At 39.7% G+C, this 15,177-nt stretch carries 15 protein-coding genes, 16 tRNA genes and 1 rRNA gene; 24 read left to right on the top strand and 8 right to left on the bottom strand.

Going from position 1 to position 15,177, the window contains the following annotated elements; translation table 11 throughout:
- Positions 1-193 precede the first annotated feature (193 nt).
- From rrf to OPF91_RS15460, 17 genes are all read left to right on the top strand, one after another.
- Positions 194-309, top strand: a 5S ribosomal RNA gene (gene rrf, locus OPF91_RS15540).
- Between the two features lie 13 nt (positions 310-322).
- Positions 323-399 (top strand) — tRNA-Asn (locus OPF91_RS15535).
- Positions 400-404: 5 nt separating this feature from the next.
- A tRNA-Ser gene (locus OPF91_RS15530) sits at positions 405-496 on the top strand.
- Between the two features lie 40 nt (positions 497-536).
- Positions 537-611, top strand: a tRNA-Glu gene (locus OPF91_RS15525).
- A 17-nt stretch (positions 612-628) separates the two neighbouring features.
- A tRNA-Val gene (locus tag OPF91_RS15520) sits at positions 629-704 on the top strand.
- A 23-nt stretch (positions 705-727) separates the two neighbouring features.
- Positions 728-802: transfer RNA gene (locus tag OPF91_RS15515), tRNA-Met, on the top strand.
- Positions 803-817: 15 nt separating this feature from the next.
- Positions 818-893, top strand: a tRNA-Asp gene (locus tag OPF91_RS15510).
- A gap of 15 nt (positions 894-908) precedes the next feature.
- Positions 909-981: transfer RNA gene (locus OPF91_RS15505), tRNA-Phe, on the top strand.
- A gap of 17 nt (positions 982-998) precedes the next feature.
- Positions 999-1,074: transfer RNA gene (locus OPF91_RS15500), tRNA-Thr, on the top strand.
- Positions 1,075-1,079: 5 nt separating this feature from the next.
- Positions 1,080-1,163 (top strand) — tRNA-Tyr (locus OPF91_RS15495).
- Positions 1,164-1,171: 8 nt separating this feature from the next.
- Positions 1,172-1,245 (top strand) — tRNA-Trp (locus tag OPF91_RS15490).
- Between the two features lie 54 nt (positions 1,246-1,299).
- A tRNA-His gene (locus OPF91_RS15485) sits at positions 1,300-1,375 on the top strand.
- 26 nt (positions 1,376-1,401) lie between these two features.
- A tRNA-His gene (locus tag OPF91_RS15480) sits at positions 1,402-1,477 on the top strand.
- Positions 1,478-1,504: 27 nt separating this feature from the next.
- Positions 1,505-1,579 (top strand) — tRNA-Gln (locus OPF91_RS15475).
- Positions 1,580-1,582: 3 nt separating this feature from the next.
- Positions 1,583-1,657, top strand: a tRNA-Gly gene (locus OPF91_RS15470).
- Between the two features lie 6 nt (positions 1,658-1,663).
- Positions 1,664-1,737, top strand: a tRNA-Cys gene (locus OPF91_RS15465).
- A gap of 46 nt (positions 1,738-1,783) precedes the next feature.
- Positions 1,784-1,864 (top strand) — tRNA-Leu (locus tag OPF91_RS15460).
- A gap of 216 nt (positions 1,865-2,080) precedes the next feature.
- On the opposite strand, the gene OPF91_RS15455 is transcribed toward OPF91_RS15460, so the two are convergent.
- A complete protein-coding gene (locus OPF91_RS15455) occupies positions 2,081-3,475 on the bottom strand; it encodes a catalase (RefSeq protein WP_264989829.1) in 1,395 nt (464 codons plus the stop codon).
- Positions 3,476-3,746: 271 nt separating this feature from the next.
- Between OPF91_RS15455 and OPF91_RS15450 the strand changes: the two genes are divergently transcribed.
- Positions 3,747-4,613, top strand: a complete 867-nt coding sequence (locus OPF91_RS15450) for a GNAT family N-acetyltransferase (protein WP_264989828.1) — start codon at positions 3,747-3,749, stop codon at positions 4,611-4,613.
- Between the two features lie 367 nt (positions 4,614-4,980).
- Here OPF91_RS15450 and OPF91_RS15445 read toward each other — a convergent pair whose 3' ends face one another.
- Complete coding sequence (locus OPF91_RS15445) at positions 4,981-5,883, bottom strand: VanZ family protein (protein WP_264989827.1); 903 nt, start codon at positions 5,881-5,883, stop codon at positions 4,981-4,983.
- A 146-nt stretch (positions 5,884-6,029) separates the two neighbouring features.
- On the opposite strand from OPF91_RS15445, the gene OPF91_RS15440 reads away from it, so the two are divergent.
- The 3 genes from OPF91_RS15440 to OPF91_RS15430 are packed head-to-tail and all read left to right on the top strand — an operon-like array spanning position 6,030 to position 8,676.
- The gene (locus OPF91_RS15440) at positions 6,030-7,061 is read left to right on the top strand and encodes an ABC transporter permease (RefSeq protein WP_264989826.1); all 1,032 of its coding nucleotides are present in this window, start codon (positions 6,030-6,032) and stop codon (positions 7,059-7,061) included.
- Between the two features lies 1 nt (position 7,062).
- Positions 7,063-7,737: an ABC transporter ATP-binding protein gene (locus OPF91_RS15435; protein WP_264989825.1), complete on the top strand. Its 675-nt coding sequence runs from the start codon at positions 7,063-7,065 to the stop codon at positions 7,735-7,737.
- 36 nt (positions 7,738-7,773) lie between these two features.
- The gene (locus tag OPF91_RS15430) at positions 7,774-8,676 is read left to right on the top strand and encodes a S66 peptidase family protein (RefSeq protein WP_264989823.1); all 903 of its coding nucleotides are present in this window, start codon (positions 7,774-7,776) and stop codon (positions 8,674-8,676) included.
- A gap of 242 nt (positions 8,677-8,918) precedes the next feature.
- Here the strand turns inward: OPF91_RS15430 and OPF91_RS15425 are convergent, their stop codons facing one another.
- From OPF91_RS15425 to OPF91_RS15415, 3 genes are read right to left on the bottom strand one after another with little or no spacing between them, the layout of a single operon-like run.
- Positions 8,919-9,266 (bottom strand): short-chain dehydrogenase, encoded by a 348-nt coding sequence (locus OPF91_RS15425; RefSeq protein WP_264989822.1) that lies wholly within the window; start codon positions 9,264-9,266, stop codon positions 8,919-8,921.
- 6 nt (positions 9,267-9,272) lie between these two features.
- Complete coding sequence (locus tag OPF91_RS15420) at positions 9,273-9,782, bottom strand: hypothetical protein (protein WP_264989820.1); 510 nt, start codon at positions 9,780-9,782, stop codon at positions 9,273-9,275.
- The gene (locus tag OPF91_RS15415; protein ID WP_264989819.1) at positions 9,779-10,474 is read right to left on the bottom strand and encodes a B3/B4 domain-containing protein; all 696 of its coding nucleotides are present in this window, start codon (positions 10,472-10,474) and stop codon (positions 9,779-9,781) included. Before OPF91_RS15415 ends, OPF91_RS15420 begins: the two co-directional genes overlap by 4 nt.
- A 54-nt stretch (positions 10,475-10,528) precedes the next feature.
- Between OPF91_RS15415 and queG the strand changes: the two genes are divergently transcribed.
- A complete protein-coding gene (queG, locus tag OPF91_RS15410; RefSeq protein WP_264989818.1) occupies positions 10,529-11,662 on the top strand; it encodes a tRNA epoxyqueuosine(34) reductase QueG in 1,134 nt (377 codons plus the stop codon).
- A 13-nt stretch (positions 11,663-11,675) separates the two neighbouring features.
- Complete coding sequence (gene trmL / locus OPF91_RS15405) at positions 11,676-12,149, top strand: tRNA (uridine(34)/cytosine(34)/5-carboxymethylaminomethyluridine(34)-2'-O)-methyltransferase TrmL (protein WP_264989817.1); 474 nt, start codon at positions 11,676-11,678, stop codon at positions 12,147-12,149.
- Between the two features lie 149 nt (positions 12,150-12,298).
- On the opposite strand, the gene OPF91_RS15400 is transcribed toward trmL, so the two are convergent.
- On the bottom strand, positions 12,299-13,144 hold the full coding sequence (locus OPF91_RS15400) for a VOC family protein (RefSeq protein ID WP_264989815.1): 846 nt from the start codon (positions 13,142-13,144) through the stop codon (positions 12,299-12,301).
- A 378-nt stretch (positions 13,145-13,522) separates the two neighbouring features.
- Here OPF91_RS15400 and OPF91_RS15395 point away from each other — a divergent pair, with 378 nt between their 5' ends.
- Positions 13,523-13,693, top strand: coding sequence for a hypothetical protein (locus tag OPF91_RS15395; protein WP_264989814.1), 171 nt, complete (start codon positions 13,523-13,525; stop codon positions 13,691-13,693).
- 75 nt (positions 13,694-13,768) lie between these two features.
- Here the strand turns inward: OPF91_RS15395 and OPF91_RS15390 are convergent, their stop codons facing one another.
- Entirely contained in the window at positions 13,769-14,611 is an 843-nt protein-coding gene (locus OPF91_RS15390; RefSeq protein WP_264989813.1) for an RluA family pseudouridine synthase, read from the bottom strand.
- A gap of 54 nt (positions 14,612-14,665) precedes the next feature.
- A complete protein-coding gene (locus OPF91_RS15385) occupies positions 14,666-15,082 on the bottom strand; it encodes a disulfide oxidoreductase (RefSeq protein ID WP_264989812.1) in 417 nt (138 codons plus the stop codon).
- Between the last annotated feature and the right edge of the window lie 95 nt (positions 15,083-15,177).

Here is a 15,177-nt window from a genome sequence, read left to right as displayed (position 1 = left end):
ATGAGGTAGATAGGTTCGAGGTGGAAGTGTGGTGACACATGGAGCTGACGAATACTAATCGATCGAGGACTTAACCAAAAATATGTGACAAAGACAATGAACCGTTTATCCAGTTTTGAAAGAATAAAATATTTATTAACATACTTGCCACTAAAATCAAATATGTTATAATAGGTAATGTCTTTCAAAATAATCTAGTGATGATGGCAAAGAGGTCACACCCGTTCCCATCCCGAACACGGAAGTTAAGCTCTTTAGCGCCGATGGTAGTTGGAGGATTCCTCCTGTGAGAGTAGGACATTGCTAGGTTATATAGAATTATTCCGAAGTAGCTCAGTTGGTAGTAGCACCTGACTGTTAATCAGGTTGTCGCAGGTTCGAGTCCTGCCTTCGGAGCCATTCTTGGAGAGTTGTCCGAGTGGCCGAAGGAGCACGATTGGAAATCGTGTAGGCGGTTAACACTGTCTCAAGGGTTCAAATCCCTTACTCTCCGCCAGTATTTTAGGATAACTTTTCAAATACAATACATAAAGGTTGGCCCCTTGGTCAAGTGGTTAAGACACCGCCCTTTCACGGCGGTAACACGGGTTCGAATCCCGTAGGGGTCACCATTAATTAATACCCAGATGGAGGATTAGCTCAGCTGGGAGAGCATCTGCCTTACAAGCAGAGGGTCGGCGGTTCGAGCCCGTCATCCTCCACCATAAATTTTATATATGTGTATTATCGCGGGGTGGAGCAGTGGTAGCTCGTCGGGCTCATAACCCGAAGGTCGTTGGTTCAAATCCAGCCCCCGCAACCAATTTTTTATGTAAATGGTCCCGTGGTGTAGCGGTTAACATGCCTGCCTGTCACGCAGGAGATCGCCGGTTCGATCCCGGTCGGGACCGCCATTTATCTTATTATATGGGTCAGTAGCTCAGTTGGTAGAGCATTAGATTGAAGCTCTAAGTGTCGGCGGTTCGATTCCGTCCTGACCCATCTTTAAATTTTAGTTAGCCGGTTTAGCTCAGCAGGTAGAGCAACTGACTTGTAATCAGTAGGTCGTGGGTTCGATTCCTATAGCCGGCACCATATTTGGAGGGGTAGCGAAGTGGCTAAACGCGGCGGACTGTAAATCCGCTCCTTAGGGTTCGGCGGTTCGAATCCGTCCCCCTCCACCAGTTTTTATAGGGGCATAGTTCAACGGTAGAATAGAGGTCTCCAAAACCTTTGGTGTGGGTTCGATTCCTACTGCCCCTGCCAGATTTTACGTATATAACAATGTATAGTAGGTACTATGTTATTATATCTATTATGGCGGTTGTGGCGAAGTGGTTAACGCATCGGATTGTGGTTCCGACATTCGTGGGTTCGATTCCCATCAGTCGCCCCATATAATATTATATATAAATGATTATGGCGATTGTGGCGAAGTGGTTAACGCACCGGATTGTGGTTCCGGCATTCGTGGGTTCGATTCCCATCAGTCGCCCCATGAAAATTGATAATAATTTTTTAATATTGGGGTATAGCCAAGCGGTAAGGCAACGGATTTTGATTCCGTCATGCCTAGGTTCGAATCCTAGTACCCCAGCCATTTGCGGAAGTAGTTCAGTGGTAGAACACCACCTTGCCAAGGTGGGGGTCGCGAGTTCGAACCTCGTCTTCCGCTCCATTATAAGGCGGCATAGCCAAGTGGTAAGGCACAGGTCTGCAACACCTTTATCACCGGTTCAAATCCGGTTGCCGCCTCCATATTTTTTCCTTAGTCGGTTTATCCGATTTTTTTTAACCTAATTATGCCGGTGTGGCGGAATGGCAGACGCGCTCGACTCAAAATCGAGTGGAGAGATCCGTGGAGGTTCGAGTCCTCTCACCGGTATCATATTAACTAACGATAGTTCATTAGAGATAATCTCTGATGAACTTTTTTTATGTTTGGATGATTGAACTCGACAGTGGAATTAGAAATAAGGGATTCTTCTTTATTAACTACAAAAGGGGCTTTTCGGACAAGCCCCCATTCGGAATGGTGAAAAACTTACTGTCTTGTTCTGAGACATCTAGATTTCTCTGTTGTTTGGCGATTGGCTAGGTACTATCCCTGCTCTCTAGTCATAATCTGTCGAGTAACACGTTCTCCTAGCTCTGGGCTTACTTGGGTTAGATAACCTATCACTACTCGTTGCAATTCTGGTATGGCAGCTCCAAGATCGGAGGCAATATTGTGAACTAAATGTTCCTGAAGCACAGGCGTCAGGGAATTGTAAAATTGCCCTGGCTGTGTGAAGTCATCTCCTTTTGGAGGTGCAGTGCGCTCAAGTCGTCCTGTCACATGGCGTCCAGTACCACTTGTTACTTCGTCTGATGGCGTCCAGTGCGCTTGGTGATTGATTGGGATGCTACGGAAATCTGGTCCCAAACGAAAACGCTGTGAATCCGTATAAATATTAGCACGGCCTTGAAGTACTCTATCGAATGAAAACTCAGCGCCTTCCAGCATATTCGATGGAGAAAAGGCCAGCTTTTCCACCTGATTTTTATAATTGTCTGGATTGCGGTTCAGTACCATCTTGCCGACTGGTAGCAGTGGATACTGTCGTACATCCCAAATTTTCGTATCATCGAGCGGGTCGAAGGGTAGAGTATTTTCATCTTGGGGATTCATAAGTTGTACATATAGCCCATATTCGACAGATTTGCCTTGAGCAATCGTATCATAGAGATCCTTACCCGCGTAATCAGGGTTTTCACAAGCAAGCCGAGCTGCTTCCTGGCTATCAATATACTGAGCACCCGCTAGCGGAATCCAGTTGTATTTTACATAGATACGAGCACCTTGCTCATTTTTCCAAACATAAGTACTTACGCTGTAACCTGGAATGTGACGAAAGCTTTTGATCGTTCCCAGATCGGAGTATAACTGTAGTACGAAATGTGTCGCCTCTGGATTTTGCGAGTAGAAGCTCCAAAATCGATTTGGATCCATCAAATTGTTGACAGGTGACGGGTTGAAGGCGCTGACAGTCTCTACAAACCGCATTGGGTCTCGCACTGTAAACACAGGAAGATGATTGCATATTAAGTCGAAGATACCATGCTCAGTATAAAATTTAGTTGAGAAACCGCGCACATTGCGGGAAGTGTCTGGTGTCCCCTTGTTGCTAGCTGCGAGTGAGAATCGGACAGCGACAGGCACTTGCTGACCTGGATGCTGTAGGAAACAAAGCTTCGTGTAAGCTGTCATTGAGTTAATTGTCTCAAAATAACCGAAGGCGCCGAAGCCCTTAACATGCAGGGGGCGCTCTAATATGGTCTCATGTATAAAAGTTTCATTTTTTTCATGCAGCATAGTGTCTTGTTCTAGAATCGGACCACGCTCTCCTACGGTCTGTGAATAGCGCTCTGGCCGTGAGTCACCTACTCTTTGTGAATGAGCAGTACCTTGCCAATTTTGATTGTGCGCCTGATCATGGGCGTTCTTGTCGTTCATTCCTTTACCTCCCATACCTATATTCTCATAATGTATATGTGTGGCTATAAGTTGGTATGACTTAGTGTCCAATCATGTTCAACGCAAATCGTACAAGTAGAGCAGAGGCCCACTTCTTTATAAGCTGCTATAAGAAGATATAGTCGAGTGGCAAAGAACAGGCCTTCAACACTTCTATTTTAATTCCTTAGTCAGCTACTCCAATTTTTTAGTATAATTCTTCTTAGTTAAACTATTTTGTACAGAAGGTAATAAGGAAGGAGGAAGATTTTTGAATTTTACTGAAAGGTCTTTAAGAATCTTTAAATATGCAGAAAAGGAGGCTGAAAGAACAAACAAAATGGTATACCCAGTTCATCTCCTATTAGGTATGTTGCTTGAAAAGACAGGTGTATGTGCTGAGTTATCTATTAATTATCCAAATATTAGGGATATATTAAATAAACGAGTGAAGGAGCTCTATTCTACTCAAGATGAAAAAGGGATTAATCATGCCCCTTTCACAACGACTATTTCGCTATCTACTCAACAGGTGTTGGAAATAGCCAATAGTCGAATGAAGCGCTTCAATCAGGTGTACTTAAATGAAGGGCATCTAGTAGACGCTATTTTTAGGAGTAATGACCCTTCAACAATGGCGATCATTGGTAATATGGATGTTTCTCGTATCCTTGAAATTGTATCTTATCCGAGAGATATGGTTGCTTCTTTGAGGGAGTATTCGTTTCCACATATTCCAACAAGCACTATAATTTTTAGAAAAGTAGAGCAAAGTGATGCTACCTCTTTAAAAAGCTTCGTACAAAGAGAATTTGGAAGTGGATGGTTAGAAGCTATTGAAATGGGTTTTTTACAAGAAAATATTCCTATTTTTATCGCTGTAGAAGAACAGGAAATTGTAGGTTTTGCTTGCTTTGATGTAGTTAGAAGAAAAAAAGGATTATTTGGTCCAATGGGTACATCCTTAACAAATAGAGTACAAGGAATAGGATATACTTTGCTTCATTTATGTTTAAATGAAATGAAAAAAATCGGTTATGAGTATGCTGTGATTGGAGAAGCTGGGCCTCTTGAATTTTATGAAAAAGCATGTGGTGCCATTGCTATTCCCAAGCATTTGAAGAATAAAAAAGAGTAAACACAACTGCGGAACAGAACCAAACAAGCACCATGCAGTACATAACAGTATTTTGCTTGAATTTAGTGTATATCATACTATTAGAACAACATATTAAAAGGGCTTGCAGATATGAGAAACCATTATCAGCACAAGCCCTATTTATAACGAAATATGAGATGAATTTGCACTCTGTGTCTTTTTTTTGTTTCTTATAAAATTTGTACAGTCAATCATACACATAAGGAGTGCACTCATTTCAAGTGGTACGAATAACAATAGAAATCCTAAACCTGCAAATTCGTCCTGTGTTAAGTCTCTATAAATGAATGAACTCGCAGTAGTAAAAATGGATATAGGATATAGGCATAGTGCGTTGTTTTTATTTCTATTCCCACCAATGCTGTAACGCTGTAAAACCCACATCCCAAAGCATGACATTTCCTGTAATCGTAATGGTCATTTTTTCGTACTCGTAATACAAGGGTATTTCTAAGGGCATTTTGGATTCTTGCAAAGTCACTTCATCACTTTTAAACTTTACCTCGCCATCAGCCACAATAATCACGTTTCCTTGGAATTCCACATCATCTGGAATCCCCATATTTAAGTAAAGAATGAAGTCCTCTTTACCTTCAATTGTATAAGTATAGCTTGTGCTAGTAGTACCTTCGTTGTTATAGACGTTGAATTGAGGCACTTTTTTCTTACCAGCTACTGTGAAAGTTGGTAAAGCGTCTGTGAGTGGTTGATCGCCAGTTAACTCTTGTAGAGGCTGAATAGCGCTTACTCGTTTTTCAAAAACTTCAGAGATTCCCATTACACAGACAAATAGTAGAATTGCAGTGAAACTAGCTGTTAGCAATTTTTTTAATGTCACATTAGAGGTGAAACCAATTTTGTATAGTATATAGCCTATTGTTGCACCGATAGTATTGGATATAACATCGTCTACATCAAATGTTCCAAGGTGTACTAATGATTGAAGTGTTTCCAACAACAGAATTACTATGACGAATAAACTAATGAATTTTTTATAAGTGTAGTTTTTCAATAAAGGCAATAGGATGCCAAAAGGAATAAAGGCTGCTATATTACCGAAGTCGTATAGCCATGAAAATGTAAGACTAGGGAATTGTAAAGGTGGGCTTGATGGGACGAGCATAAACTCATAGCCAGCATCGATATAATCATCTCGGTGTGTTAGACGATTAAAGCCAAGGAACATGAAGTATAAGGTCAATGCTGTATACATACTGGTGATGACAATGATTAAGTTTCGTTTTTTCATATTTACCTCTCCATCTTGTTTGTTAGCCTTTTTAGTATACCCATCTGACTTTTTATCGTCCACAGAAAAAGTGTAATATATTGTTCATGCTCTGTTCATTTAAAGATTTTATGATAGACCTATCAAGAAGAACGGAGGGATTTTACATGAATCTTGCTTGGAAGGACATGAAGAAAAATAAAGTAAGGTTTTTTATTGTGGGTTCGATTATTTTTCTCGTTAGTTTTCTAACGTTTATTATTTCAGGGTTGGCAAATGGCTTATCACAGGATAATGCCGCATTGATTAAGGATTTACCAAAGGGCTATTTTTATATGAATGCTGATGCGGATAAAACGTATAATTTATCCAAAATCGATAATGAAACACAACAACATATTTTACAGAATGAAGAAGGGGCAGTAGCGTTTTCAATTCAAATGGGCTTTTTAAATGATCAGGCTAATAAACAGCATAGTGTCGCCTTTGTAACAGCAACAGATTCTGAATTCTTCGCACAAGTGAAACAGGGCGAGGTACTATTAGATAGCTCGTTACAGGATAAGGGAATTCATATTGGAGATAGCTTGACGAATAATCAATTGGAGGAGCAGTTAGTTGTAAAAGGCTTTGTAGAGCAGAAAAAATTTAGTCATGCTCCTGTTGCCTATATTCATCAAGAAGATTATACACATATGTATCGTGTACAAGAAATGCAGCTAGTCTTTATTCCGAATACAGATGTAAAGGAGTTTACGGGACTGCAAGCTTTTTCACAAAAAGAATTTTTACAAACAATACCGAGCTATAATGCAGAGCAGCTTTCTTTAAATATGATTATTTGGTTTTTAGTAGTGATTAGTGGGCTATTATTTGCGATTTTCTTCTATATGATGAATGTGCAAAAAATCGGTTTGTATGGCATTTTAAAAGCAATTGGTGTGAAAACCATCAAATTATTCAAGATGATTTGGACACAGATGCTTATTTTATCAAGCATAGCGTTAGCTCTATCAATCGGACTAAGCCAAATGTTCTCCCTGTTAGCACCAAACAGTATGCCATTTCATCTGACAATACCAGCGATGCTACAATTAGCTATCGTCTTTTTAGTGATTGGCTTTGTAGGAGCAACCATTTCAGGCTTACAAATTAAAAAAATTGAACCATTACAGGCAATACAGCGAGGAGAGGCTTAATATGACCGTGTTAGCAATAGATGATGTACGTAAAACATTTAACAATGGTGAAGTGGCAGAGGATATTTTAAAGGGTGTTCATTTAGCATTAAACGCAGGTGAAGTTACAGCATTGGTTGGAGCATCAGGTTCAGGAAAAAGCACACTGTTAACGATTGCGGCTGGGCTTCAACAAGCATCAAATGGCGAGGTTATATTTGATGGGCATAATATGACAGATATGAGTGCAGAGCAAATACGTCAAATACGTGCAAGTCAGTTCGGCTTTATTTTTCAATTTGCTCACCTTGTGCCATTTTTGACTGTAGAGGAGCAGCTATTGTTAATGCTGGATGTGGCAGAGACGACATTAAGCAAAAAAGCACAGTTACAGGAGGTAGATCGTATACTAGTATTAGTTGGTATGTCACATCGTAAACAGGCTTATCCCGCTTCATTGTCAGGTGGAGAAAAACAGCGTGTTGCGATTGCACGTGCGATTATTCATCGACCAAAAGTATTATTTGCAGATGAGCCGACTGCGAGTTTAGATTCACAAAGATCAAAAGAGGTTATGCAGCTTATTCATGATATGACGAAAGAGTTACAAATTGCGACATTGCTTGTGACACATGATGAGGAAATGCTGATTTATGCAGATCGCATCATTAAAATGACAGATGGCTTGATTAACTAACAGATAGGCTTATGATAGTGGAGAGGAGGGATTTCGATGAATTATACTGTTCCACGTCTACAAAAGGGTGATACGGTAGGGCTTGTTGCTTTATCAAGTCGAGTGGAGCCTGAAAAATTGGGAGCGGCCATCGCTTTTTTAGAGAAATTAGGGCTACATGCTATCGTTGGGGATACAATTCAAGGGCGACATCGCTATTTCGCAGGTAGTGATGAAGAGAGATTAGCTGACTTGCATGCGATGATTCGCCGTCCAGAGGTGAAGGCTATTTTTTGTGTAAGAGGTGGCTATGGTGCAGCTCGTCTTGCAGATAAAATAGATTATGGCTTATTAGCGGAGCATCCGAAAATCTTTTGGGGCTTTTCAGATGTTACTTATTTACATTGTGCGATTCAAAAATATGCAAATATCGTGACCTTCCATGGACCAATGCTGATGACTTCTACACCATTAGATGAGCTATCGAAAAAGATGTTTGGTCAATTGTTTATGCCAATGGAAATTCAATATACAGAAGCCATTTCTCCGTTAACAGCCATTGCGAATGGTGTAGCGAGAGGACAGCTAGTAGGAGGCAATTTAAGTCGCCTTGTGAATACATTAGGTACAAAATTTGATATTCAAACAGAAGGGAAAATTTTGCTGATTGAGGATATTGCTGAGCCGATTCCACGCATTGATGTGATGCTACAGCAACTAAAGCAGGCGAGGAAATTGGAGCAATTAGCAGGTGTAGTCATTGGTTCCTTTACACAAATAGAGGCAGATGAAGAGGCACTACATGCGTTAATGGCGGAGTACTTTGCCAATTTAGGTATACCTGTTGTAGCGGGCTTCCAAATTGGGCACAGTACACCGAATATTGCCATTCCATTAGGGGTAGATGCACTGCTAGACGCACAGCAAAAAGTGTTGAAAATTTTACCTGGTGTACATTAACACAAAAAACGCTCCTACACATTATGTGTGGGAGCGTTTTTCGGATGGTGTTTTCAATAAATTTTTAGACTGTTTGGAAATGGCCATTGCTTATAGTTGGTTAGTAGTCATTGGTCATAGAATAACAGGTGACAAGTTATTGGTTGTCATTTAGTGAGCAAGATTGAAAACAACACATCTGATGAGGAGAAGTATATTCTCCCTAAAAATATTGTATATTTTTTCAAGTAGCATGAAAAGCCTTAAATACCAAAATGGATCATGTATTGTTGCTCTTGAATTGCTTGTAGGATAAGCTGCATTAAATCTTGCAATAAATGCTTATCATTCGATTCAGCAATCATATTATAAAAGGTTGTTAGCGATTCAGGTGGAATAATCGTAATACCATGGTAAGCTAACCCTAATGCTGGACGGTTAAGAGAATGAGAGTAGGTGTTCAGCGTAGAGAATGCTGTAGTCAATGAGTCAATCAAATCCGCATGAATAGCTAGACAATGATATTTTTCTGGCTCATACGTTATATAATTTTTTTGTTTATCTATATCATGGAGTATACCGAATTCATGTACATATGGGATGGATATCACCTTCTTTTAAAAATAGCGGCTATCATCGAATTGGATTTCAACGCTATAATTTTTGGCATTAATTAAATTAGATAGCTTGTGTGCATCCTTTTCTAATTGATTGGCACGTTCTCGGTAGACATTGGGTTCAAATAATGCAATATCATACAACACCGTACTTTCACCAAAGCCTGTACGGACAACTTCTTTTTCGTGTGTACTGAAATGTTTGCATAGCTCGGCTTCTGCGCGTAGCTGTGTTGCTAATTCAATAGCTTCGACTAATGCCAACTGTTCTTCTTTAAATTCCACAAAATGTGTACTATTTGCTTCGTATACTAGGCGATCTAATGTGCGGCTATCAAGGCGTATTTGTGCAAGTTCCGCCTCAATGACGGCCATCGCACGATTACTTGTTTTGGGTTGCTGTCCTTTTTCAATTGTCACAAAGGCACTGCGATGTAGCTCACTGACAAGCTCTTGGATTTTCTTTGCTAAAATACTTTTTAGTTTCACTGCTTCTGCAAGATTAATCATGAAAACACGTCCTTTGTTGGATTTGTCTTTGTTAATAAAGCACATTGGTAGTCGCCACCATGAATTTGGTTGAACATCTTGCCAGCGGTTGCCAGTAATTGATTGGCCTCGTCCTCTGTTAAAGATGGGCGCAAATAAAAAATATGTAGGGCATCTGTTGTATTCTCTGTTACTGCTGTGCGTATAGAATCAACAAAAGGTGAACCAAATGCACCTTCTGCATCACGACTATATAAAATATTTTTTAATGTATTAAAACGTCCATTTAACCCTTCATAGCCTGTTTCTTCATTCCCAAGTGCCATTTCAATATCACCTTGTAAATAGGCTGTATCATATAGACCAATAGGTGACTCATATTGCAAGGAGAAAAAATTATTGAGGTCGACGGCTGAATGAAGCGGGATTAAATAGTTTTGTTTACTAATTCGCCGCATAAGGCTTTCAGCAGAATGACGATAACGATTTGGATCAGCACCAAGTGTTTTCCATAGCTTTCGCCATTCTGCGATTCCATCACGTTGTGTAACAGGGCTATCTTGTAGTTCTAGAAAAAGGTTTTCCTGATATAATTGCATACGACCTTTTAGCATTTGAGGCGATTGTGTGACAACAAATTTGGTATAATGAATAATGCCGATTTTCAGCTCAGGATATTGTGTGATGAGCGATGGCTGAAGCGAAACTTTCATTGAAAAGCACCTTCTTTTTTCATTATATTGTATCATGTAAGGAGTTGGAAATAAATGAATATACATGACTTACAGCACCAATTTATTGCCTATGCGATGTCGATTGGCGTTGATAAAATTGGTTTCACGACAGCCGCTCCCTTTACAGAGTTAAAAAATAGATTACGTCGTCAGCAGGAGCTTGGCTATCAGTCAGGCTTTGAGGAACGTGATATTAATAAACGAACAGAGCCTTTACAGTTACTAGATGAAGCGGAAAGCATCGTGGCTATTGCAATGGCGTATCCTTCACGGATGCCAAATGCACCTGTTGGTAAAAAAGGAGCAAGACGAGGTATTTTTTGCCGTGCTTCATGGGGTGTTGATTATCATACAGCATTACGTGAACGTTTAAAATTACTGACAGCATGGCTAGAAGAACATGTAGAGGGTGTGCGTGTCGAATCAATGGTTGATACAGGTGCACTGGTAGATAGAGCTGTAGCAGAGCGAGCAGGTATTGGGTGGAGTGCTAAAAATTGCGCCATTATTACACCTGAATTTGGCTCGTATGTCTATTTAGGAGAGCTGATTACGAATATCCCATTTGCCCCTGATACACCAATGGAAGATGAATGTGGCGATTGTCGTTTATGCTTGGATGTATGTCCAACAGGTGCATTAATTGAAGGAGGTCAATTGAATGCACAGCGTTGTATCGCCTTTTTAACACAAACGAAAGGGATGTTACCAGACGAGTTTCGTACGCATATTGGCAATCGTTTATATGGCTGTGACACATGTCAAACCGTATGTCCGAAAAATAAAGGGAAAATCAATTGGTTACATGAAGAATTTCAACCTGATCCTGAATTAGCCAAGCCGCTATTAACACCGCTTTTAACGATTTCTAACAAAGAATTTAAAGCAAAGTTTGGCCACGTTTCGGGTTCATGGCGTGGCAAAAAGCCGATTCAGCGTAATGCCATTCTAGCATTAGCTCATTTTAAGGAAGAAGCAGCTGTACCTAATTTAGTAGCTCTTTTAACAAAAGATGACCGACCTGTGATACGAGGAACGGCAGCATGGGCACTAGGTAAAATTGGTGGCGAGCAAGCACAAGCTGCATTATTGACAGCTATGCTGAAAGAAACAGACGAGGAAGTACTAGGTGAAATCGACAAAGGTTTAGCATTTTTTAATCAATAAAGGAGGACGATTTATGCCACTGCATATCGTTTTATATCAACCAGAAATTCCAGCCAATACAGGAAATATTGCACGTACTTGTGCTGGTACGAATACATCTTTACATTTAATCCGCCCACTTGGTTTTTCAACGGATGATAAAATGCTTAAGCGTGCTGGGTTAGATTATTGGCATCATGTTAATGTTGTGTATCACGATTCATTAGAGGATTTTTTAGAAGCATCGAAGCAGGGTGATGTTTATTTGATTGAGACATATAGTGACGAACCTTTTACAACACATGATTTTAGTGATAAAGAGCGAGATATTTATTTTATGTTCGGTAAAGAAACAACGGGCTTGCCAAAGGATTTTGCTTACGAACGTCGTCATATGTGCTTGCGTATTCCTCAAAGTGAGCATGTGCGTTCACTGAATCTATCGAATACCGCAGCCATTGTTCTTTATGAAGCATTACGACAGCAGGGTTATCCAGGGCTACAGTAAAAGGTGTTCGTAGACAATCGACAAAATTTGTAGATATTTTACAGATGTTTATGATGCGAAATGTAGTACAATGTAACATCAAAACTTCATAGATAAATAGATAACATGAAATAGCAGCTTTCCTTTGATGGAGAGCTGCTATTTTTTAGCTAAAATTTTAATAGTACCACATTGCCAGAAGGATCTTCCGTTTGGAAACCACCTTCAATTTTGATAACAGGTGCACCTAATGCTTGTAAGTTGGATTGAATCGTTGCTGCTTGCTGTTCATTATCCAAACGAAGTGAGAAGGTTTTCAGTCCAACTTGATTCGGCTTTAAATGCGGTGCGTTTTTCGATTGCCATGTATTTAAGCCAATATGGTGATGGTAGCGACCTGTGGAAATAAACAATGCTTGTGTACCGAAACGGCTAACAACATCAAAGCCTAATCCTGTTGTATAAAATTCTTCAGCCTCTGCCAAATTAGAAACGGATAGATGAATATGCCCCATAACCGTACCAGCTGGAAGCCCTGTCCAATGACCTTCTGCTTCTTGTACAATAGCAGGAGCATTGAGTGGCTCTGTTACCATATATACTTGATTGTCCTGCCATGTCCATTCATCCTCTGCACGGTCAGTATACACTTCAATACCATTACCATCTGGGTCTTGTAAATAGAGTGCCTCACTAACAGCATGATCAGCGGCTCCAAGTGGTACATTGTTTTGATGGAAATGTAGTAGGATATGTGCTAAATCACGACGAGTAGGTAGAAGTAATGCGAAATGATAAAGTCCCGTTGTAGAGCCTATCTTGTCTTCCACCGTTTCAGGCTGCACAAGGGTTAATAACGCTGTTTTCCCATCAGCCGTTAATATGGCTTGCTGTGCAGTTTGTTGTAAAATTTGAAAGCCAATAATCTTTTGATAATAGTCGAGTGAGCGCTGTAAGTCACTAACTTTAAGCTCAACATGTGTGACATACATATTTGGTTTTTCATGAAAATGCATAATAGAGAACCTCCATTTAGTTACTTTTTATAATATAGTTACTTTGTGTAACTTAATATAATAGACTCAGTAAAAAATGTCAAGTAATCGTAAAAAAAATCACTAAGCGCACCTCAGCACTTAGTGATTTTTTGAGATATTATTTGTCTGATTTGTAGTCGCCTTCATAACCAGCAGTGAAAATAGCAGCTAAAAATGCAACAGTTACACCAATAATTAATAATAATTTCATGGAAGACCCCTCCTCATTATTCTAAAGAAATCTCTTTTTAGTATAGCCTATCTAGTAATAAAATGAAACGATATGTCAGAAGAAAATATGACAGAAATGGTTCAGATAGAGCGAATTGGGGAAAAGTAAAGATGGGGGTGATCGAGATGAATGAAAAAGTACCAGCGATTGAAAATGGAACAATGGCTAGAAATTTCAAAGAGGTGCAGGAGCTAGGTAAACAGATGGAGAATTTACGAGATGGTGGAGAATTGGTAGAGGACGAACGTATTCCAGACCCGATTCAAACAGATGTATTACAGAAAAAAGAAAAGTAATACAATAGACAGCCGAGCATGTATCATCCATGCTCGGTTGTTTTGAAGATATTTAGCAAATCACTGCTTGATTGTTTATGCCTCTAGCGAATCTTTGACAACAATATGTTCATTTAAAAATGGATGATCGAATTCTAGCTGGATAGCATGAAGCTCGTAATCGTCACTTGCTGTTTGACGTGCTCCATACATCGTATCGCCAATAATCGGATGACCAATATGGGCTAAATGAACACGAATTTGATGTGTTCTGCCTGTTTCTAAAATAAGGTGAACAACACAGGATTGCTTATAGCGAGCAACAACCTCGTAATGTGTGACCGCATGTTGACCTGTTTTAGAGACAACTCGTCTTGTTGCATGATGGCGGTCTTTACCTAGTGGTTCAGCAATTGTACCAGATGTTGTACGCAAATTGCCCTGCACCTCAGCGGCATATGTGCGAATAATTGTTTTTTCCTCAATCATACGGTCAAAAATAGACTTAGCTAGTGGATGCTTTGCGATTAATAATAAACCCTGTGTCCCACGGTCTAGTCGATGAATATGTTCAGCATATGTGCCACCCTGCTCTTTGATATGTGCCATCACATGGTTCATACAAGTATGTGTATCACGTTCATCATTTGGATGTGTTGCCATGCCCTTTGGTTTAGAGACGATTAAGCAATGGTCATCCTCATAGACAACATCAATAGCACATGTAGCTGTTGGGCGATAGCTAGAGGAAGGGATAGGAAATGTAACTTGAATTGTTGTGCCTGCTTGCAACGGTGTATTCCATAAAAGTGGCTCACTGTCAATTGTTGTAACAGCCTTTGCCATACGTAATTCGTGAACGAGCTTTTTACCTAGTCGCCAATGGTTGCGTAGAAGCTCTTCAATCGTCATTGTTTCGTTCAATGTGTAATGAAACATATAATCTCCTCCATAGAAAAGACCGTATTCACAATGTAGAACACGGCCCTTCAATTATTTTGCTGCTTTGATTAAACGGAAACTAGCTACCGCAATTAAAATAAATGCTGTTAATGCTAAAAATGGAATAGTAATAAAGCCTAACCAATTAATATATTGACCTGTACATGACACAGCACCACAGGCAGGTGCAGAATCTGCTAAAAAGCTTAGTTTTTGTAGACCATAATGATAGAGTGAAATACTGCCACCAATTACAGCAAAGACGGCTGTTGTGACCGCAATTTTAGCATTTTTTTGAATAAAGGCAATGGTTGTCATCAGGGCAATTGGATACATAAAAATACGTTGAATCCAACAAAGTTTGCAAGGCTCATAATGGCGAATTTCAGAAAAGTATAATGAACCTAATGTAGCCATGACAGAAACAATCCATATAAATAATAGGGCATTTTCTGCTTTTTTAGACATAGTTAAACCTCTTTTCATTGAATCATTTACTTGTTCGATTATAGATGTTCTGAGATAAGAAGTAAATTGTCAGAATTTCGGTCGAAAGTATGAGC

The organism is Lysinibacillus piscis (genome assembly GCF_026012395.1).
Classification (GTDB): domain Bacteria; phylum Bacillota; class Bacilli; order Bacillales_A; family Planococcaceae; genus Lysinibacillus; species Lysinibacillus piscis.
The sequence above is the reverse complement of the archived record's forward strand: the minus strand, read 5'-3'. Positions and strand labels throughout refer to the sequence as shown.

What these genes read in the sequence shown, in the direction of transcription:
- OPF91_RS15455 (WP_264989829.1), bottom strand. Translation starts at nt 3,475, where the DNA reads ATGAACGACAAGAACGCCCATGATCAGGCGCACAATCAAAATTGGCAA.
- OPF91_RS15445 (WP_264989827.1), bottom strand. Translation starts at nt 5,883, where the DNA reads ATGAAAAAACGAAACTTAATCATTGTCATCACCAGTATGTATACAGCA.
- OPF91_RS15440 (WP_264989826.1), top strand. Translation starts at nt 6,030, where the DNA reads ATGAATCTTGCTTGGAAGGACATGAAGAAAAATAAAGTAAGGTTTTTT.
- OPF91_RS15435 (WP_264989825.1), top strand. Translation starts at nt 7,063, where the DNA reads ATGACCGTGTTAGCAATAGATGATGTACGTAAAACATTTAACAATGGT.
- OPF91_RS15430 (WP_264989823.1), top strand. Translation starts at nt 7,774, where the DNA reads ATGAATTATACTGTTCCACGTCTACAAAAGGGTGATACGGTAGGGCTT.
- OPF91_RS15420 (WP_264989820.1), bottom strand. Translation starts at nt 9,782, where the DNA reads ATGATTAATCTTGCAGAAGCAGTGAAACTAAAAAGTATTTTAGCAAAG.
- OPF91_RS15415 (WP_264989819.1), bottom strand. Translation starts at nt 10,474, where the DNA reads ATGAAAGTTTCGCTTCAGCCATCGCTCATCACACAATATCCTGAGCTG.
- queG (WP_264989818.1), top strand. Translation starts at nt 10,529, where the DNA reads ATGAATATACATGACTTACAGCACCAATTTATTGCCTATGCGATGTCG.
- trmL (WP_264989817.1), top strand. Translation starts at nt 11,676, where the DNA reads ATGCCACTGCATATCGTTTTATATCAACCAGAAATTCCAGCCAATACA.
- OPF91_RS15400 (WP_264989815.1), bottom strand. Translation starts at nt 13,144, where the DNA reads ATGCATTTTCATGAAAAACCAAATATGTATGTCACACATGTTGAGCTT.
- OPF91_RS15395 (WP_264989814.1), top strand. Translation starts at nt 13,523, where the DNA reads ATGAATGAAAAAGTACCAGCGATTGAAAATGGAACAATGGCTAGAAAT.
- OPF91_RS15390 (WP_264989813.1), bottom strand. Translation starts at nt 14,611, where the DNA reads ATGTTTCATTACACATTGAACGAAACAATGACGATTGAAGAGCTTCTA.
- OPF91_RS15385 (WP_264989812.1), bottom strand. Translation starts at nt 15,082, where the DNA reads ATGTCTAAAAAAGCAGAAAATGCCCTATTATTTATATGGATTGTTTCT.